Source organism: Kitasatospora sp. NA04385, assembly GCF_013364235.1.
Taxonomy (GTDB): Bacteria; Actinomycetota; Actinomycetes; order Streptomycetales; family Streptomycetaceae; genus Kitasatospora.
In genome coordinates, this window is record NZ_CP054919.1 from 183878 (window position 1) to 203019 (window position 19142).

Annotated in this window: 13 protein-coding genes and 1 pseudogene; 5 read left to right on the plus strand and 9 right to left on the minus strand. The window is 72.5% G+C overall.

Annotated features, from left to right (window positions below; all coding sequences use genetic code 11):
- Positions 1–52: 52 nt before the first annotated feature.
- Positions 53–2515: a phosphocholine-specific phospholipase C gene (locus HUT16_RS00815; RefSeq protein ID WP_176184445.1), complete on the plus strand. Its 2463-nt coding sequence runs from the start codon at positions 53–55 to the stop codon at positions 2513–2515.
- 85 nt (positions 2516–2600) lie between these two features.
- On the opposite strand, the gene HUT16_RS00820 is transcribed toward HUT16_RS00815, so the two are convergent.
- From HUT16_RS00820 to HUT16_RS00835, 5 genes and pseudogenes are all read right to left on the minus strand, one after another.
- On the minus strand, positions 2601–4832 hold the full coding sequence (locus tag HUT16_RS00820; protein ID WP_176184447.1) for an alpha-galactosidase: 2232 nt from the start codon (positions 4830–4832) through the stop codon (positions 2601–2603).
- A 310-nt stretch (positions 4833–5142) separates the two neighbouring features.
- A complete protein-coding gene (locus tag HUT16_RS00825; protein ID WP_176184449.1) occupies positions 5143–6072 on the minus strand; it encodes a hypothetical protein in 930 nt (309 codons plus the stop codon).
- Positions 6069–7304, minus strand: a complete 1236-nt coding sequence (locus tag HUT16_RS00830; RefSeq protein WP_176184451.1) for an MFS transporter — start codon at positions 7302–7304, stop codon at positions 6069–6071. Before HUT16_RS00830 ends, HUT16_RS00825 begins: the two co-directional genes overlap by 4 nt.
- 7 nt (positions 7305–7311) lie before the next feature.
- Complete coding sequence (locus HUT16_RS37650) at positions 7312–7770, minus strand: RICIN domain-containing protein (RefSeq protein WP_303392132.1); 459 nt, start codon at positions 7768–7770, stop codon at positions 7312–7314.
- Positions 7750–8604, minus strand: a pseudogene (locus HUT16_RS00835) (alkaline phosphatase family protein); the annotation flags it as partial. The gene HUT16_RS37650 and the pseudogene HUT16_RS00835, both read right to left, overlap by 21 nt.
- Before the next feature lie 697 nt (positions 8605–9301).
- Here HUT16_RS00835 and HUT16_RS00840 point away from each other — a divergent pair.
- Positions 9302–10774 carry a hypothetical protein gene (locus HUT16_RS00840; RefSeq protein ID WP_176184455.1) on the plus strand — a complete coding sequence of 491 codons (1473 nt, stop codon included), beginning with the start codon at positions 9302–9304 and terminating at the stop codon, positions 10772–10774.
- A gap of 87 nt (positions 10775–10861) precedes the next feature.
- Here HUT16_RS00840 and HUT16_RS00845 read toward each other — a convergent pair whose 3' ends face one another.
- The 4 genes from HUT16_RS00845 to HUT16_RS00860 are packed head-to-tail and all read right to left on the minus strand — an operon-like array spanning position 10862 to position 14806.
- Positions 10862–11854 (minus strand): aldo/keto reductase, encoded by a 993-nt coding sequence (locus HUT16_RS00845; protein WP_176184457.1) that lies wholly within the window; start codon positions 11852–11854, stop codon positions 10862–10864.
- Positions 11851–12612, minus strand: coding sequence for an SDR family NAD(P)-dependent oxidoreductase (locus HUT16_RS00850; RefSeq protein ID WP_176184459.1), 762 nt, complete (start codon positions 12610–12612; stop codon positions 11851–11853). The genes HUT16_RS00845 and HUT16_RS00850 overlap by 4 nt, the downstream gene beginning before the upstream one ends.
- Complete coding sequence (locus HUT16_RS00855; protein WP_176184461.1) at positions 12609–13943, minus strand: L-fuconate dehydratase; 1335 nt, start codon at positions 13941–13943, stop codon at positions 12609–12611. The genes HUT16_RS00850 and HUT16_RS00855 overlap by 4 nt, the downstream gene beginning before the upstream one ends.
- 11 nt (positions 13944–13954) lie before the next feature.
- On the minus strand, positions 13955–14806 hold the full coding sequence (locus HUT16_RS00860; RefSeq protein ID WP_176184463.1) for a fumarylacetoacetate hydrolase family protein: 852 nt from the start codon (positions 14804–14806) through the stop codon (positions 13955–13957).
- A 491-nt stretch (positions 14807–15297) separates the two neighbouring features.
- Between HUT16_RS00860 and HUT16_RS00865 the strand changes: the two genes are divergently transcribed.
- From HUT16_RS00865 to HUT16_RS00875, 3 genes are all read left to right on the plus strand, one after another.
- Entirely contained in the window at positions 15298–16347 is a 1050-nt protein-coding gene (locus tag HUT16_RS00865) for a sugar ABC transporter substrate-binding protein (protein WP_176184465.1), read from the plus strand.
- Positions 16348–16434: 87 nt separating this feature from the next.
- The gene (locus tag HUT16_RS00870; protein WP_176184467.1) at positions 16435–17991 is read left to right on the plus strand and encodes a sugar ABC transporter ATP-binding protein; all 1557 of its coding nucleotides are present in this window, start codon (positions 16435–16437) and stop codon (positions 17989–17991) included.
- The gene (locus HUT16_RS00875) at positions 17975–19006 is read left to right on the plus strand and encodes an ABC transporter permease (protein ID WP_176184469.1); all 1032 of its coding nucleotides are present in this window, start codon (positions 17975–17977) and stop codon (positions 19004–19006) included. Before HUT16_RS00870 ends, HUT16_RS00875 begins: the two co-directional genes overlap by 17 nt.
- Positions 19007–19142 lie beyond the last annotated feature (136 nt).

A 19142-nucleotide genomic window follows, 5' to 3' on the forward strand; every position in this document is an offset into this window, starting at 1 on the left:
GCGTCCGGGCACCCGGCGCCGCACTCCCCCCCCTGCTGAAAGGAACCCGCTCATGGTGGACGAACCGAGGCCCGATGTCAGTCGCCGCGCCTTCCTCGGCGGCGCCGCCGGCGTGGCCGGTGTCGCCGCCACCGGCGCGCTCCCCAAGGTCCTGCGGGATCTGCTGGCCACCCCCGTCCCGGCCGGCACCGGCACGATCGCCGACGTCAAGCACGTGGTCGTCTTCATGCAGGAGAACCGCGCCTTCGACCACTACTTCGGCGCGCTGCGCGGCGTGCGCGGCTTCGGCGACCGCAACGCGGTCAACCTGCCCGGCGGCAAGCCGGTCTGGTACCAGCCGTCCACCACCCACCCGGACGGGTACATCCTGCCGTTCCGGATGAACACCGCCGCCACCAGCGCCGTCTGCGCCTCCGCGCCCGCCATGAACTGGCCCACCGACCTGGGCATGTACAACGGCGGCCGGTACGACGGCTGGAACACCGCCCGCACCCCCGGCCTGGGGATGGGCCACTTCGCCCGGGGCGACCTGGACTTCTACTACCAGCTGGCCGACAACTTCACCGTCTGCGACCAGTACTTCTCCTCCACCCTGACCCAGACCAACCCCAACCGGCTGCACCTGTTCACCGGCACCAACGGCGGCTCGGTCGGCCAGAGCAACACGATGGACAACGGCGTGCCGTCGGGCGGCTTCACCTGGACCACCTACGCCGAACGCCTCCAGGCCGCCAACGTCAGCTGGCGCGTCTACCAGCAGAGCGACAACTTCGACGACAACGGCCTGGCCTGGTTCGCGCCGTTCAAGAACGCCAAGGCCGGCCAGCCGCTGTACGACCGCGGCATGGCCACCGTCCCCGACCTCGTCAAGGCGTTCGGCGACGACCTCGCCGCCGGCACGCTCCCCCAGGTCAGCTGGATCGTCGCCCCCGCCTCCCTGTCCGAGCACGCCAACTACCGCCCCGCGGCGGGCGAGGACCTCACCGCCCGGCTGCTGGCGAAGCTGGTCGCCCACCCGGAGGTGTGGGCGAACACCGTCTTCCTGCTCAACTACGACGAGAACGGCGGCTTCTTCGACCACGTCCCGCCGCCCGCCCCGCCCGCCTCCAGCACCGACGGCCTGTCCACCGTCGCCACCACCGGCGAGATCTCCGGCGGCAAGCCGGTCGGCCTCGGCTTCCGCGTCCCGATGACGATCATCTCCCCGTGGACGCGCGGCGGTTACGTCTGCTCCGAGGTCTTCGACCACACCTCGATCCTGCGCTTCTGCGAAAAGGTCTTCGGCGTCGCCGAACCCAACATCAGCCCCTGGCGCAAGGCCGTCACCGGCGACCTCACCTCCGCCTTCGACTTCACCTCCACCACCACCGCCTGGCCCGCCCTGCCCGACACCAGCGGCTACGTCGCCAACGCCGCCACCCAGTGCTCCACCCTGCCCGCGCCCACCGTGCCCGCCGTGCAGTCGGTGCAGCTCCAGGAGGCCGGCCACCGCAAGGCCCGCCCGATCCCGTACGCCTTCGAGGCCAAGGGGCGCGTCACCCCGGGCACCTTCTACATCGACATGGCCAACACCGGCGCCGCCGGCCAGTGCGTCTACCTGTACGCCAACGCCTACCGCACCGACGGCCCCTGGCGGCACACCGTCGAGGCCGGCAAGACGCTCACCGACTACTTCGTCTCCGGCACCCCCACCGGCGCCTACGACCTCTCCCTGATCGGCGCCAACGGCTTCCTGCGCCGCTTCCGCGGCAACCGCGTCACCGCCACCACCGGCGGCAACGCCAACCCCGAGGTCACCGCCGCCGTCGACGGCCCCGGCGGCACCCTCACCCTCACCATGAAGAACAGCGGCACCGCCGCCTGCACCGTCACCGTCACACCCAACGCCCACCGCACCGACGGGCCGTGGACCTTCCCGCTCGCCGCCGGCGCCACCGCCACCAAGACGCTCGACCTCACCGCCGCCGGCCGCTGGTACGACCTCACCGCCACCGCCGACACCGCCGACGCCTTCCTGCGCCGCTTCGCCGGCCACGCCGAGAACGGCCAGGAGTCGATCAGCGACCCGGCCGTCGTCGGCGCCCTGCCCGCCACCGTCTCCTCCGTCGACAGCCAGGAGACCTCGGCCGAGAACGGCGCCGCCGCCAACGTCCTGGACGACGTGCTCTCCACCAAGTGGCACACCAAGTGGAGCGGGGGCGCCGCCCCGCTGCCGCACGAGATCCGCTTCGACCTCGGCTCCGCCAGGTCCGTCAGCGGCCTGTTCTACCTCCCCCGCCAGGACGGCAGCCCCAACGGCCGCATCGGCCAGTACGAGATCTCCACCAGCACCGACGGCACCACCTGGAACACCCCGGCCGCCAGCGGCACCTGGGCGGACGACGCCCTGCCCAAGCGCGTCGACTTCACCGCCCGCACCGCCCGCTACGTCCGGCTGCGGGCCCTCAGCGAGGCCGGCGGCCGAGGCCCGTGGTCCTCCGCCGCCGAGATCCGCGTCCTGGGCCCGAGCACCTGACGCACCGCCGGGTGGAGCACACCCGGGAGCGCCCCCGGCCGTCAACCCGGCCGGGGGCGCTCCGTTTCGCGCATCAGGGCGCGGATCAGGGGGAGACCAGGCTCCACTTCTGGTTGTCACCGCTGCCGGCGGGCCACTGGAGGACCTTGCCGCCGTTGACGAGCGAGCCGTTGTCGACGTCCACGAGCTGGCCGTCGGAGACGCTCTTGAGCCGGACCAGGTTGGGCCCGGCGTCGACCAGCGTCCAGCGGGAGTTGGCGTTGCCGTCGTAGGGCCACTGGACGAGCTGGGTGCCGGCCGCGGTGGTCGAGCCCGGGACGTTCAGCGACTTGCCGCTGTTGACGTTGGTGACGCTGTAGGAGCCGCCGCCCTGCGCGGTGAACGTCCACTGCTGGTCGGCGGCCTGGTTGTCCTGCCACTGGACGAGGCCGGCGCTGTTGGCGGTGGAGGCGCCGCCGACGTCCAGCCGGCCGCCGCTGTTGGCGTTGACCAGCTTGTACGCGACGCCCGCGACGGGCACCGGGACGAGCGTCCACTGCTGGGCGGTGCTGCCCGCGGCGGCGGTCTGCTGGACGACCGACCCGCCCGAGACGGCGATGTTCTGGCCGTCGTAGCGGGAGGTCACGGTGTAGGCGCCGGTGCCGGTCGGGGTCAGCTTCCACTGCGAGTTGCCGTGGTGGTCGTCGTGGTACTGGATCAGCTGGGTGCCGGGAACGGTGGTCGGGCCCGGGATGTTGACGAGCCGGCCGCTCTTGACGTTGTCGATCCTGAAGTAGCCGTCGCCGGTGGGGGCCAGCTGCCACTGCTGGTCGGTGGCGCCGTTGGCGCCCGCCGGCACCAGGCCCGCGCCGTCGGCGGTCGAGCCGCCGGAGACGTCCAGGTACTGGCCGGTGGCGGCGTTGACCAGGTGGTAGCGCACCGAGGTGTACGTGGCGGAGGCGGCCGGGGTGACCTTGAGCAGGCGGCTGGCGTGCGCGTTCAGGCCCGCGCCGAACGAGCCGGAGAAGGAGCCGAGTTCGGTGTGCGTCCACAGGTCGCGCACGGTCGCCGAGCCGGAGAAGCCGAGGTCGGCGAAGCGGGCGGTGACGTCGGCCGCGGAGGAGCCGAGGTTGAACAGGGCGACGGTGTAGCTGCCGTCCGGGTTCGGGGTGACCCAGGTCTGCTGCTGGGTGAGCTGGTCGACCGGGCGGGCGGTGCGGCCGGCCTGGTTGACGCCGATGACCTCGTCGTTCTTCAGCATCGCCAGGTCGGTCGGGTCCATGGCGGTCAGGTCGGTGCCGAGCAGGAGCGAGGAGTTGGTGACCGCCCACAGGGTCATGTGGGTCTGCATCTCGTCCCGGGTGAGCCCGGCGTTGGCGGGGCCGTTGCCGATCTCCAGCGAGTCCAGGTCGTTCCAGCCGCCGGGGCCGTTGGAGGCGGCCCACTTCGGGGAGCCCGCGAAGCGCTTGGCGACGTTGTCCCACTTGGTCAGCGGGTAGGGGCTGCCGTTGGTGCCGCAGTAGCACTCCAGGTCGCCGTCGGTGCGCCAGCTGTTGGAGTACTGCCGCCAGGTGGCGGCGGACTTGACGTCCAGGGCCAGCGACAGGCCGAGGTGGATGGTCCGGCCGGTCTGGTTCAGGGCCTGCGACCAGTGCTGGACGTCGGGGGCGTTCCAGGTGCCGACGCCGTCCAGCTTGATGTAGTCCACGCCCCAGGAGGCCAGCAGGTCGGCCCAGGAGTCGAGGTACGCCTGCGCGGCGGCGGGGTTCTTGGCGTAGTCGATGTAGTACATGCCGTTGCGGCCGGGGCCGAAGTTGTTCTCGAACTTCGTGGTGTCGGAGACGATGTCCCGGGCGTGGAACGCGGTGCCCTCGATCGGGGTGTTCTGGTTGTACGCCGCGACCGGGATGCCCGCGGTGAGGTACATGCCGAACTTCTCGCCCAGGCCGTGCACGTAGTCGCCGACCGGCTTCATGCCGTTCGGGAACTTCGCGGGGTCGATCTTCCACCGGCCGTAGGCGTCCACGTCGGTGGTGGTCTTGAGGTAGTAGTAGTCGTCGACGTTGACGTACGTGAAGCCGTGGGGGATCAGGCCGTTGTCGTGCATGGCCTTGGCCTGGGCCTCGATGCCGGCCTCGGTCGGGTTGTAGCGGACGCTGCTCCAGCTGCTCCACCCCATCGGCGGCGTCAGCGCGGCGCCGTTGTCCTGGGCGGCGGCCGGCGCGGCGCCGCCCACCACCGCGAGGGGGACGAGGGCCGCGCAGAGGCCGACCGAGACCGCGAGCGCCGACGAGCGCCGGGCCCTGCGTCCGGGCGGGGAGGCGGGGAGTACGGACATGTCGTTCCTTGAGGGTGTGGCGCGGCCGCAGGCGGGGTACCGGCGGCGCGCGCGAGGGTGGATGGTGCCGGTGCGAGGTTCCGGGTGTTCGCGAGCGCGTCCTGCGGCGCTCCGAGCGATGCCCGTCGTTCGACCAAAAAGCAACACAACGAACCAGAAAGACACGCAATCAATCAGGTATGCACATAGGCAACGCTCTGTTCACGTGCACGTCAAGACCTGTGACGCGGCGGGCCCGGTTCGAAGCCGTCCCGTTATCGAGTGGTCGGGGCGGGCGGGCTGCCGCCCCGGACGCGCCGCGTCAGGGGGCTCAGCCGAGCGCGCCGGGGGACTCCGCGTCGTGCGCCAGCAGCCGGGGGGCGCCGCCGCCGTCGGCGGGAACGGCCCAGACGTCGGCGCCCTTGCCCCCGCCGTGCGGCAGCCCGTACGCGACGGTGGCGTCGTCCAGCCACGCCGCCTGGTCGTCGACGCTGCGCGACTCGGCGAGCGGGGTCTCCGCGAGGTCGGAGAGCCGCAGGACGGTGAGGCGCCAGCCGCTGCCGTCCGGGAGCATCTTCTTGTAGGCGATGCGGGTGCCGTCCGGGGAGAGCGAGGGGCACTCGACGTCGTCCTTGAGCGGGTGCAGGTCGCGGGCGGCGAAGTCGCCGCGGACCAGCGACCGGTGGCCGCCGGTCGACATCGTGGCGTAGAAGGTGTTGTCGTCCCGGGCGAACGTGACGCCCCAGAAGTTGGCGTCGGCCGCGGCCGGCCGGCCGTCGACGGTGAAGTCCTCCAGGGTGCCGACGATGGTGCCGGTGCCGGTGTCCAGGATGCCGGAGCGGGTGGAGAAGTGGCCGCCGTTGTAGGAGTCGCCGGCGACGAAGACGGTCCAGGAGACCATCCGCCCGGTCGGCGAGACCCTGGCCCGGTTGGGGACGCCGTTGAGCGGGATGCTGCGCAGCTGCTTCAGGTCGTGGTCCAGCACCGTCAGTTGGTAGGACTCCGGGCTCTCCCGCAGGCAGACGCCGGTCCCGGCGGCCGCGTAGACCCGGGCGCAGGGCAGCGCGGAGCCCTGGCGGCTGCCGTCCGGGCGCTGGACGGCGAGGTGCCCGGTGGCGGTGTCGCGGACGAGCAGTCCCGGGCCGTCCAGGGTGGCGCCGCCACCGCCGGGGGCGGGCGGGGGCCGCAGCAGGATGTAGCCGACGGCGACGGCCGCGAGCACCGCGGTGGCGGCGAGGGCCGCGATGATGCGCCACTTCACTTGCGCACGTCCTTCGAGCGTTCGAGCAGGGGGATGGAGGCCGCCAGGGCCACGGCCGCGGCCCCGGCGGCGGCGAGGCAGGCCGGGGCCGTGCCCCAGGACTGCCAGGCGAGGCCGAACAGCGCGGAGGAGAGCAGGTAGGCCATGGCCTGGCCGGTCTGGACCAGGGCCAGCCCGCTGGTGCGCAGTTCGGGAGGCAGCAGCGGGCCCGCGATCGCCATCAGCACGCCGTCGGTGGCGGCGTAGAACGCGCCGTAGAGGAGCAGGACGCACCACGGGGAGCCGTGCCCGGTGGCGAGCAGCAGGTAGACCGCCAGCAGGGCGGCGTAGCCGCCGAGCGCGACCGGGCGGCGCCCGACGCGGTCGGCGAGCCGCCCGAGGGGCGGCGCCAGCAGCAGGTAGGCGAGCGCCGTACCGACGGCCAGCAGCGGGAACGCGGTGACCGGCAGGTCGTCGCGGCGCTGGAGGACCAGGTAGACGAACCCGTCGCCGATGGTGGCGGTTCCGAGCAGCGCGGCGGCCGCGCACACCGCCCGGAACCGGCCCCGGCCCAGCAGGCGGAGGGCGGCGCGCGGCGAGACGGCCTCCGGCGGCAGGGGGTCCCGCCGGTCGCGGACGAACAGCGCGAGCAGGACGATGCCCAGCAGGGCGAAGCACGCGCTGGCGACGAAGACCGCGTCGTAGGAGCGGCCCGCTCCCCCGGCCAGGGCGAGCACGCCGAGTGCCACGATCGGTCCGGCGAACGCGCCGAGGCTGTCCAGGGCGCGGTGCGCGCCGAAGGCGCGGCCGAGCCGCTCCTCGGGGACGGAGAGGGTGATGAGGGCGTCCCGGGGCGCGGTGCGCAGGCCCTTGCCGGTGCGGTCGGCGGCCAGCACGGCACCGATGGCGGCGGGTGCGCTGCCGGTGCACAGCAGGCCGAACTTGGCGAGGGCGGAGAGTCCGTAGCCGACCGCGGCGACGGCCTTGCGCTGCCGGAAGCGGTCCGCGGCGTAGCCGCCGACGAGCCGGGTGAGGGCGGTGGCGCCGGTGTACAGGCCGTCCACGGCGCCGTACTGGGCGACGGACAGGTGCAGGCCCAGGACGAGGTAGGCGGGCAGCACGGAGGACACCATCTCGGCGGAGACGTCGGTGACCAGGCTGACCAGCCCGAGGGCGAGGACGTTGCCGGTGAGGACGCGGCGGGCCGGGCCCCCCTTGAGGGAGGCGTCGGCCCGCACGCCGGTGAGGTACATGGTCGGTTCAGCCGGCCTGGGTGAAGGTCCAGGACTGGAGGGAGCCGCCGGTGCCGGCCTGCTGGGTGAGCGGGGAGCCGCTGCCGGCGGCGCCGGCGGTGACGGCCAGGCCGCTGCGCTGGTTGACCAGGGCGTAGCCGGAGCCGCTGGGCACGACGGACCAGTGCTGGTTGGCGTTGCCGTTGCAGGTCCACTGGATGATCTTCGAACCCGGGGCGGTGGAGGCGTCCGAGTCGTCGGCGCACAGCCCGGAGGCCTGGTTCTTGAGCTGGTAGGTGCCGTCGCCGTTGGCGGTGAAGGTCCACTTCTGGTTGGCGCCGGTGGTGGCGGGCCAGACGATCAGCTGGGTGCCCCTGGCGGTGGAGGAGCCGGGGTCGTCCATCGCCTGGCCGGAGGAGAGCTTCACCTGGTACGTCCCGCCGGAGACGACCGGGCTGTCGGGGCCGGTGCCCCAGATGTCGGTGATCGGGGCGGCGGTGGCGGCGGCCCCGGCGTGCGGCAGGCCGTACATGTCCTCGATGGTGCGCAGGACGCTGTAGTGGTTGATCTGCTCGCCGTAGTCGCCGGGCTTGACGGGCTGGCCGTTGATGAGGGTGGTGATCTGGTTGACGCTGGTGAAGTTGTCCTCGTCGAAGGTGGTGATGAGGACGCTGTTGTGGGTCTTGGCCCACTGGACGTAGGCGTCCAGGTGGGTCTTGAGCCAGGTGTCGCCGGTGTCCACCGAGCAGTCGTGCATGTCGCCGCACAGGTTCGGGATGACGAAGGAGACGGTGGGCAGCCGGGTGAAGTCGGTGGGGAAGTCGGTGAGCGGCTTGTTGGCCGAGGCGGGCACGTTGGTGAAGTCGACCCACGGCGCGTGCTTGCGCGCGTACTTGCCCGAGCCGCAGGCGGTGGAGCCGGTGGCGGGCAGGTCCTCGGAGTAGCCGGCGAAGGTCCGCCCCGCGGCGATCAGCTGGGCGCCCAGGTTGTCGGTGCCGAAGGTGTGCGGACAGGAGTCGTCCTCGACGCCCTGGTTGGAGCCGGAGAACAGGTGCAGGTAGTTCGGCTGGCTGGGGTGCTGGATGCCGAAGGCGTTGGTGAAGTGCGCCCCGGTGCGGGCGAGTTGGTTGATGTACGGGGCACTGGAGCTGCCGATGACCTGGTTGTGCGCGTGGTTCTCGAACACCACCACGACCACGTGGTCCGGGCTGGGCAGCCCGGTGGCGGCGCCGACGGGGCGGGCGTCCACCACCAGCACGGCAGCGGCCAGGGCGAGCGCGCCCGCCAGGCCGGACGCGATCACCGACTTCCTGTTCAGCATGGTTGGCTCCTTGTCGTGGCGAATCGCGCTGCGCGACCGGGTGACGTCACCGACGGTGGGGGTTCGTTCGGGCAGGGCGAGGCGCCGGAGGGGGGCGGCAGGCCCGCGACGAGGGGGTGCCGTCTGCACCCCTGCCAGGTTTTGTGCCATTGCACATGAGTTGAACATGAAAGAACAAGCCCTCGGCTTCGAATTGGCCGAAGTTTCACCAGCCGGACGACGGGCGTTCAAGGCGACGGGGAGGTGCGAGCCGGTCCCCGTCGATCTCTTCGTAGACCAACGGGCCTTGCTATGAGGTTAGTTGACCGCCTTTCCGGCCGAGCGGGCCGGATGGCCGGACGCCGCCTCGGACGTCCACCGGTCGGCGTGACGGGCTGCCGCCACGGCACATCCTTGTGCATAATTGTGCGATCTGGTACAACCGGAACGCGGGCCGATCGGTCGACGCGATCGCCGATCGCCGAGGGGCGCGCGGCTGCCCAGAGATCCGACCATTGTGCGGTCGCGCTCGGCGAGAGCGCGCCCGTCGGCCACCGACCGGCGGCCGGGTCCGACGCGTCGCCCGGCAGGTGCGGCAACCGTGTGCCGCTGCGGCCCGCCCGGCGGGCTCCGCCGTTTCCCCCTGATTTGTCACGCTTCGTCAGCTATGGGGGCTTCTGGTAAGTTGCGACGTCCCCCCGTTCGACCAGGAGCTTCCGTGTCCCGTCCTTCCCCCCTGTCGCTCGCCGGCACCCGGGCCCGTCGCACGGCGCTGTCAGCGCTCGTCGTCGCGTCGTCGGCCGGCCTCGCGATCGCCCCGATAGCCGCCCCCGGGGCGGTGGCGGCCGACAAGAAACATCCGATCACCATTGCGGTCACCACCGATCCGTCGCTGCCCCAGCCCGGCGACGGCGGCGCCGCGTACCTCGCCGAGGTCAAGAAGGGCGTGGCGGCCGCGGCGGAGCTGTGGAGCGACGAGTCCGACGGGAACATCGAGTTCTCGATCGAGACCACCCGCTGGGTGCCCGGCCTCGGCACCTGCGACGGCGATCGCGGGCCCGCCCGCGAGCGGGTGGCGAAGGCGGTCGGCTTCACCGGCGGCCCGCGCAAGCACCTGATCGTGGCGGTCGGCAACTGCACCGGCGGCGGCAACGCCACCGGCTCGGTGACCGGCGGCCCCGACAGCGGCGGAGCGGTCTACGTACCCGGCCTCGGCAGCGGCGCCACCTACTCCCACGAGCTCGGGCACAACCTCGGCTTCGGCCACGCCGGCCTGCTCGTCTGCCCCACCGGCACCGTCGACGGCTCGCTGGGCACCGCCTGGGGCGAGAACGGGAACTGCAAGAACTCCGAGTACGGCGACGCCTGGGACGTCCAGGGCAGGTCGCGCGCGTGGATGCTCAAACCGCTCTCCAGCCCGAACCGCATTCGGCTGGGCTGGTTCGGCGCGGACCGCTACCGGGTGGTCCAGGGAGCCGGCGCCGACCAGCAGGTGACGATCAGCGCGCGCGACAACGAGTCGGGGCTCGTCGCGGTGCAGGCCACCGACCCGGGCACCGGCCGCACCTTCTACGTCGAGCTGAGCCGACCGGTCGACCGGGACAAGGGCCTGGAGGACCCGGGCGGTCGCGTCGTCGACGAGGAGGGGACGAAGTTCCGGCGCGGCTACGGCGTGCGCATCCTGCGCTACATCGGCAAGGGCACCTCGACCACGCTGGTGCCCACGGCCGCCGGCCGCGACGGCGTGCGCAACGAGTACTGGTCGCCCGGCGAGGCGTTCCAGACCGCCGGTGGCGGGCTGCGCGTCGAGGTCGTCGGCATCGACGGCGGGCAGGCGACGCTGCGGATCTCCACCGCGGGCGGCGCCGGACACCCGTCCCGGACTCCGGCGGCGTCGGCGGCCGCTCCCGGCACGCCCACCGCCTCCGCCGTCGCGTCCCCGTCGGGCATCGGCCCCGGCGAGGACGCCAGCGACCCGGCCGACACCTTCATCGCCGACCCCGCGACCTCCGACGACACGGCGGCGGCCGGGCAGCCGACCGCCGCGGCGACCGGGGCCGCCGCGTCCGGCCTCGCCAAGACCGGCGCCGACCTCTCGGTCGGCGTCGTCGGGATCGTGCTGGTCGGCGTCGGCGCCGGGGTCTTCCTGGTCGTCCGCAACCGCCGCCCGCAGAGCCGGCACCGGCGCTGAGGCACTGCCGGGTTCCCCGCTGCGGCCAACTCGCCTACTTCGGAGGCGGGTTGGCCGCAGCGGGTTTACAGCAGGTCGGCAGCGGGTCTACTCCGGCGGGACGGGCACGTCGGCCGGCAGCAAGCCCCGGTCCTTGAGCTCCGTCCACAGCGCCGCCGGGACGGTGCGGTGGAGCATGGCCGCGGCGTCCCGGACCTCGTCGGCGCTGCGGGTGCCCACCAGGACGCTCGCCACGGCCGGGTGCCCGAACGGGAAGCGCAGGGCGGCGGCGCGCAGCGGTACGCCGTGCTTCTCGCAGACGGCCTTGAGCTCGGTGGCGCGGGCGAGCAGCTCGGCGGGCGCCTCGGCGTAGTCGAAGGTCGCGCCGGGGCGGGGGTCCGCGAGCAGCCCGGAGTTGAAGACTCCGCCGATGACGACGCCGACGCCCCGCTGCTCGGCCAGCGGCAGCAGCCCGGTCAGCCCCCGCTGGTCGAGCAGGGTGTAGCGGCCGGCCAGCAGGACGACGTCCACGTCGGTCTCGCGGATGAACCGGGCGAGCAGGTCGGCCTGGTTCATGCCCACCCCGATCGCCCCCAGGACGCCTTCGGCGCGCAGGCGTTCCAGTGCGGGGTAGCCCTCGGTGAGGGCCTGTTCGGCGTGGTCGTCGGGGTCGTGCAGGTAGGCGATGTCGATCCGGTCGAGGCCGAGCCGGTCGAGGCTCGCCTCGATGGAGGAGCGCACGCCGGCCGCGCTGAAGTCCCAGACCCGGCGGTGGGTGGCGGGTACCGCGAAGCCGTTGGCCAGGTCGTCGCCGCCGGTGAAGGGGGCGGGCTCCAGCAGGCGGCCGACCTTCGTGGAGAGGGTGTACTCGTCCCGGGGGAAGGCGCGGAGCGCGGCGCCGAGCCGGCGCTCGGACAGGCCGAGGCCGTAGTGCGGGGCGGTGTCGAAGTACCGTACGCCGGACTCCCAGGCCGCGGTGACGGCCTGTTCGGCCCGGGAGTCGGTGACCGGGGTGAACAGGTTGCCGATGCCGGCGGCGCCGAAGGCGAGTTCGGTGACCCGCACCTCCGTGCGACCGAGCCGGTTGCGGTGCGGGTTCACGGGCGCGGCTCCGGTCGCAGGCGCAGGCCCTGCATGCCGCCGTCGACGGCGAGGGCGGTGCCGGTGGTGGACGCGGCGGCGGGGGAGGCGAGGTAGACGATGGCGGCGGCGACCTCGGCGGCGGCGACCAGGCGCCCGGTGGGCTGGCGGCCGTTGAGCGCGGCGCGCTCGGCCGCCGGGTCGTCGGCGGCGTCGAGCAGCCGGCCGACCCACGGGGTGTCCACCGTACCGGGGTTGACGCAGTTGACCCGGATGCCCTCACGGACGTGGTCGGCGGCCATCGCCAACGTGAGCGACAGCACCGCCCCCTTGCTCGCCGAGTACAGCGCCCGCTGCGGCAACCCGGCCGTCGCAGCGATCGAACAGGTGTTGACCACCGACGCGAAAGCGGAACGGCGCAGGTGCGGCAGCGCGGCCCGAGTGGTGCGGACGATGCCCAGCACGTTCACGTCCAGCACCCGGTGCCACTGCGCGTCGTCGTTGTCCGCCACCGTCCCGGCCGCGCCGATGCCCGCGTTGTTGACCAGGATGTCGATCCCGCCCAGCGCCTCGGCCGCCGCCGCGACCGCCGCCCGCACGGACGCGTCGTCCGACACGTCCGCGGTGAAACCCCGCAGCGGCACGGACAAGGCGGACGGGTCGAGGTCGAGCACGGCGACATCCGCACCGCGCTCACTCAGCAACTGCGCGGCGGCCAGGCCGATACCGGAGGCACCGCCGGTCACCAGGGCGGTGAGCCCGTCGAGGTCGGTGGTCACGCGCGGTCCTCCCGGTCCGTCAGGTCGGCCGCCCAGAAGGCGCCGTCGGGGTAGGTGTAGGTGTCGATGGTGGCCTGGTGCATGGTGGCGGAGAAGCCGGGCTCCGTGGGTGCCCGGTAGTAGCCGCCGTCGATCGCCACCGGGTCGAGGAAGTGCTGGTGGAGGTGGTCGACGAACTCGATCACCCGGTCCTCGGTGGTGCCGGACAGCGCGACGTAGTCGAACATCGACAGGTGCTGGACCAGCTCGCACAGGCCCACGCCGCCGGCGTGCGGGCAGACCGGGACGTCGAACTTGGCGGCGAGCAGCAGGATGGCGAGGTTCTCGTTGACGCCGGCCACCCGGGCCGAGTCGAGCTGGAGGACGTCGAGGGACCCTGCCTGGAGCAGCTGCTTGAACACGATCCGGTTCTGCACGTGCTCGCCGGTGGCGACCTTGACCGGGTGGACGCCGCGCCGGATGGCGGCGTGCCCGAGCACGTCGTCGGGGCTGGTGGGCTCCTCGATCCAGTACGGGTCGAACTCGGCGAGCGCGTTGGTCCACTCGATCGCCTCGTCGACGTCCCAGCGCTGGTTGGCGTCGATCGCCATCCGGATGTCCGGGCCGACCGCCTCGCGGGCGGTGCGGCAGCGGCGGATGTCGTCGGCCAGGTCGGCGCCGACCTTCAGCTTGATCTGGGTGAAGCCGTCGGCCACCGCCTCCCGGGCGAGGCGGGCCAGCTTCTCGTCGCTGTAGCCGAGCCAGCCGGGCGAGGTGGTGTAGGCGGGGTAGCCGCGGTGCAGCAGGTCCGCCGCCCGGTCGGCCGCGCCCTGCTTGCCCTTGCGCAGCAGTTCCAGCGCCTCGTCGGGGGTCAGCGCGTCGGTGAGGTAGCGGAAGTCGACCTGGGAGACCAGCCAGGCGGGGTCCGCGTCGGCCAGCAGTCGCCACAGCGGCTTGTCGGCGCGCTTGGCGGCCAAGTCCCAGACCGCGTTGACGACGGCGCCGATCGCCATGTGCATCACGCCCTTCTCGGGGCCGAGCCAGCGCAGCTGGCTGTCGCCGATCAGGTCGCGGTACAGCGAGCCGGGGTCGGCGCACAGTTCGGCGACGGAGCGTCCGACGACGTGCCCGCGCAGGGCGTCGATGGCGGCGACCTGGACGTCGTTGCCGCGGCCGATGGTGAAGGTGAAGCCGTGGCCCTCGTGGCCCCCGGCCGACGTGCGCAGGACGACGTAGGCCGCGGAGTAATCGGGGTCGGGGTTCATCGCGTCGGACCCGTCCAGCTCCCGCGAGGTGGGGAAGCGGATGTCGTAGGTGTCGACGGCGGTGATCCGCGCGGTGTTCGTTGACAACTCGGGGCCTTTCACGCGGCGGAGAAGGTCTGGCGCTGGGTTCCGAGGCCGTCGATGGACAGCTCGACGGTGTCTCCCTCGCGCAGGTAGGGGGTGTCGGGCAGGCCCAGGGCCACGCCCGCGGGGGTGCCGGTGTTGATGACGTCGCCGGGCCGCAGCACCATGTACTGGCTCAGGTACCAGACCAGGTGGTTCACCTCGAAGATCATGTTCTTGGTGTTGCCGTCCTGGCGGACCAGCCCGTTGACCGACAGCCGCAGACCGAGGTCCTGCGGATCGGCGACCTCGTCCGCGGTGACCAGCCAGGGGCCCAGCGGGTTGAAGGTCTCGCAGGACTTCCCGAGGTCCCACTGCGCGGAGTACTCCAGCTGGAACTCCCGCTCCGAGACGTCGTGGCTGACCGCGTACCCCGCGACCACCGACGGCGCGTCGGCCGGCGAGTCCAGGTAACGGGCCTCACGACCGATGACGACGGCCAGCTCCACCTCCCAGTCCGTCTTGACCGAACCACGCGGGATCAGCACCCGGTCCCGGGGACCGACCACCGTCGACGGGTCCTTCATGAACACCACCGGACGCGCCGGCACGGCCGCCCCGGTCTCCTCCGCGTGGTCACGGTAGTTCAACCCGACACAGACCACCTTCCCCGGCCGGGCCACCGGAGCACCGACCCGCAGGCCGGTCAGGTCGAGAGCGGGAAGCTCCCCGGCGGCCAGTGCCGCCCGGACCCGCCCGATCCCGTCCGAGGCCAGGAACGCCCCGTCGATGTCACCCGTCAGGCCCGAGAGCGCGAACGCCCGCCCGTCCTGGTCGAGGACGGCCGGAACCTCTTCTCCCACCGGCCCGACTCGCAGTAGCTTCATGCTCCGTCTCCTCACGCTGTTCCGGAGGCCATGACACCTCGTCGGCACATACATCGGATCAATCCGTGTCGCTTGACCATACGAGGAACGGTCGCGCCACCGCAAGAAGTCCTCCGATGTTTATCGGAAGCGTGAGGCCGACTGCCGTCCCCGCAGGGCATATGCACAGCTCGCCGCCCGGATCCCGCGCCGACCGGGCACGGCTTGGACACCCGGTTGTCACGGTTGAGATTCATCCGAGGTTTCCTCTTGTCAGTCAGGTACCGGCCTCGTATCGTCCTCGTTAACCGCAGGCCATCCGATGACTGCGGGAGGCGTGCGATCCGGCGCCGGCTCGTTGTCCCCGGGAACCGGCCCCCTCGCGGAGGAGGACCGGCCGGGAAGCCGGCGCCTCCGCCTCACCACGCCGGGACGGCCCACGGTCCTCCCGCCGCATCGACTCCCCCTCGCGCAGCAGGGGCCCGGGCACCCCAGTCAAGGAGATCAGCACCATGAAGCCTCGCTCCTCCAGAATCGCGATCGCGGCCGTCGCCGTCGTCCTCCTGGCGGGGACCGCCACGGCGTGCAACCGCGGCAGCGCGTCCGACTCCGCCGCCGCCGGCGGCAAGCCGGCCCTCGGCATCGACCTGCCCCGCGCGGACTCCGACTTCTGGAACTCCTACGCCCAGTACGTCAAGCAGGACGCCTCCGCCCAGGGCCTGCACACCCTGCCGGTGAGCAACTCGCAGAACGACGTCACCAAGCTGGTCGCCAACGTCCAGGTCTTCCAGAACACCGGCGCCAAGGCCGTCGTGATGGCCCCGCAGGACACCGGCGCGATCGCCTCCACCCTCGACCAGCTCTCCGCCAAGAAGATCCCGGTGGTCAGCGTGGACACCCGCCCCGACAAGGGCGACGTCTACATGGTCGTGCGCGCCGACAACAAGGCGTACGGCACCAAGGCCTGCGAGTTCCTCGGCAAGCAGCTCGGCGGCAAGGGCAAGGTCGCCGAACTCCAGGGCGCGCTCAGCTCCATCAACGGGCGCGACCGCTCCGAGGCCTTCGCCGCCTGCATGAAGGAGAAGTTCCCCGACATCCAGGTCATCGAGCTGGCCACCGACTGGAAGGGCGACGTCGCCTCCGCCAAGCTCCAGTCCACCCTGGCCGCCAACCCCGACCTGGGCGGCGTCTACATGCAGGCCGGCGGCGTGTTCCTGCAGCCCACCCTCGCCCTGCTCCAGCAGAAGGGCCTGCTCAAGCCCGTCGGCCAGCCGGGCCACATCGCGATCATCTCCAACGACGGCATCCCGCAGGAGTTCGACGCGATCCGCAAGGGCGACATCGACGCGACCATCTCCCAGCCCGCCGACCTGTACGCCAAGTACGCCCTGTACTACGCCGAGGCCGCGGCCGAGGGCAAGACCTTCCAGCCCGGCGCCACCGACCACGACTCCACCATCATCCAGCTGCCCAACGGCCTGGAGGACCAGCTCCCCGCCCCGCTGGTGACCAAGGAGAACGTCGACGACAAGAGCCTGTGGGGCAACAACGTCGGCCAGTAACCACCGAGACCCCCGGGGGCGGCGGCCCGTACCCCCTGACCGGGCCGCCGCCCCCGGGACCCACCCGCGGAAAGGACACCCCCCGCCATGGCGGACCCCAGCCCCGTCCGGGGCCCCGTCGTCGAAGCCGACGGAATCAGCAAGCGCTTCGGCGCCACCGTCGCCCTCAGCGACGCCCGCATCTCGGTCGCGCCCGGCGAGTCGCACGCCCTGGTCGGCCGCAACGGCGCGGGCAAGTCCACCCTCGTCTCCATCCTCACCGGACTCCAGGCCCCGGACACCGGCACCCTGCGGTTCGACGGCGAACCCGCGCCCGCCCCCGGCGACACCGCCGCCTGGCGCTCCCGCGTCGCCTGCGTCTACCAGCGCTCCACCATCATCCCCGCGCTGACCGTCGCCGAGAACCTCTTCCTCGACCGGCAGAGCGGCGGCGCGCTGCGCCCGATCAGCTGGAAGCGGCTGCGCGTCCGCGCGACCGAACTGCTCGCCGAGTACGGCGTGGACGTCGACCCGGCCGCCCGCGCCGAGGACCTGACCGTCGAGCAGCGCCAGTTCGTCGAGATCGCCCGGGCCCTGTCCTTCGGCGCCCGGTTCATCATCCTGGACGAGCCCACCGCCAAGCTCGACGCCCGGGGCATCGAGCGGCTCTTCGACAAGCTGCGCTCGCTGCAGGAGCAGGGCGTCGCGTTCCTGTTCATCTCCCACCACCTGCAGGAGGTCTACGACCTCTGCACCACCGTCACGGTCTACCGCGACGCCCGGCACATCGTCACCGCGCCGGTCGCCGAACTCGGCCAGCGGGCCCTGGTGGAGGCGATGACCGGCGAGAGCGGCCGGGGCACCGAACCCGCCTGGTCGGTGACCGGACGGGCGCGCTCCGACGGCGCCCCGCTGCTGGACGTCGCCGGGCTGAGCCTGGCCGGCGCCTATCAGGACTTCTCGCTGACCGCGCGCGCCGGCGAGGTCGTCGGCCTGGCCGGCGCCGCCGCGAGCGGCAACGTCCAGCTCGGCGAGACCATCGCCGGCCTGCGCCGCCCGCAGAGCGGCACCATCAACGTCGCGGGCCGGCCGGTGCGCACCGGGCGCGTGCCCGCCGCCCTCGCGGCCGGCATCGGCTTCGTCCCCGAGGACCGGCACATCCAGGGCCTGATCCCGCAGCGCAGCGTCGCCGAGAACGCCACCCTGACCGTCACCGACCAGCTCGGGCCGTTCGGGACGGTGCTGCCCTCGCGCACCCGCGCCTTCGCCCAGCGGATGATCGCCGACCTCGACATCAAGACCCCCGGCGCCTCCGCCCCGGTCTCCGCCCTGTCGGGCGGCAACCAGCAGAAGGTCGTCATCGCCCGCGCGCTCGCCACCGAGCCGCACGTCCTGATCGCCATCCGCCCCACCAACGGCGTCGACGTCAAGTCCAAGGAAGCCCTGCTCGGCACCGTCCGCGAGGTCGCCGACGCGGGCAAGAGCGCCCTGATCGTGTCCGACGAACTCGACGACCTGCGGGTCTGCGACCGCGTCCTGGCCATGTTCCACGGCCGGGTCGTCGCCGAGTTCACCCACGGCTGGAGCGACGAACAACTGGTCTCGGCCATGGAGGGCATGGCCGGACCGACCGACCCGAAGGAACGCCATGACCCCGACCACTGACCTCCGCGCGCACCCGGCCACCGCCGCCACCGGGTCCGCCGGACGCCGCTTCGACCTCGTCCGCTACCGCGACCTGTCACTGGTACCGGTCCTGCTGGTCCTCGGCGTCATCGGCTTCGCCGTCTCACCGGCCTTCCTCACCTCCGACAACCTCCTCGGCGTCGGCCAGCAGGCCACCGAGCTGAGCCTGCTGGTGCTGGCCGAGGCGCTGATCCTGATCGCCGGCCGGATGGACCTCTCGCTGGAGTCCACCATCGGCGTGGCCCCGGTCATCGCCGTCTGGCTGGTGCTGCCCGAACACGGAGGGCGCTTCAACGGCCTCGGGCTGTTCCCGTCCTGGACGGCCATCCCGCTCTGCCTGGCGGTCGGCGCCCTCATCGGCGCGGTCAACGGCTTCCTCATCCTGAAGCTGCGCCTCAACGGCTTCATCGTCACCCTCGGCGCGCTCACCCTGCTGCGCGGCCTCCAGGTCGCCATCTCCCAGGGCCAGTCGATCGTCAACCTGCCCGGCTCCTTCACCTACCTGGGCCGCAGCAGCTGGCTGGGCGCGCCCGCCGCCATCTGGATCTGCGCGCTGCTGTTCCTGGCCGGCGGCTGCGCGCTCGCCTGGCTGCGCCACGGCCGCTCGCTGTACGCGATCGGCGGCAACGCCGAGGCCGCCCGCGCCGCCGGCATCCGCGTCGACCGGATCACCTGGATCGTCCTGATCCTCGGCAGCCTGCTGGCCGCCTTCGCCGGCGTCCTCTACACCGGGCACTACGGGTCGATCTCCGCCGACCAGGGCAACGGCTGGATCTTCCAGGTCTTCGCCGCCACCGTCATCGGCGGTGTCAGCCTCAACGGCGGCCGGGGCACCCTCTTCGGCGCCCTCACCGGCGTGCTCACCCTCCAGCTGGTCGTCAACGTCATGACCCTGGCCGGCGTCCCCCCGCTGTGGAACCAGTTCCTCAACGGCGCGATCATCATCGTCGCGCTGATCATCTCCCGCTTCGCCTCCGGCGAGAAGCAGGAGTAGGAGGGGCCGGACGCCCGAAGACCGCCGGAAGCGGTGCGACCCCTTGAGCCGGGAGCCGGTCGCACCGCTTCCGGCTCCCCTCCCCCGCCTTCCCCCACCCCCCGCCTTCCCCCACCCACCGCACGCCGACCAGAAC

Bases quoted from the DNA above. Each gene is read 5' to 3' on its own strand.
- HUT16_RS00815 (WP_176184445.1), top strand. From the start codon at position 53: ATGGTGGACGAACCGAGGCCCGATGTCAGTCGCCGCGCCTTCCTCGGC.
- HUT16_RS00820 (WP_176184447.1), bottom strand. From the start codon at position 4,832: ATGTCCGTACTCCCCGCCTCCCCGCCCGGACGCAGGGCCCGGCGCTCG.
- HUT16_RS00830 (WP_176184451.1), bottom strand. From the start codon at position 7,304: ATGTACCTCACCGGCGTGCGGGCCGACGCCTCCCTCAAGGGGGGCCCG.
- HUT16_RS00860 (WP_176184463.1), bottom strand. From the start codon at position 14,806: ATGAAGCTACTGCGAGTCGGGCCGGTGGGAGAAGAGGTTCCGGCCGTC.
- HUT16_RS00865 (WP_176184465.1), top strand. From the start codon at position 15,298: ATGAAGCCTCGCTCCTCCAGAATCGCGATCGCGGCCGTCGCCGTCGTC.
- HUT16_RS00870 (WP_176184467.1), top strand. From the start codon at position 16,435: ATGGCGGACCCCAGCCCCGTCCGGGGCCCCGTCGTCGAAGCCGACGGA.
- HUT16_RS00875 (WP_176184469.1), top strand. From the start codon at position 17,975: ATGACCCCGACCACTGACCTCCGCGCGCACCCGGCCACCGCCGCCACC.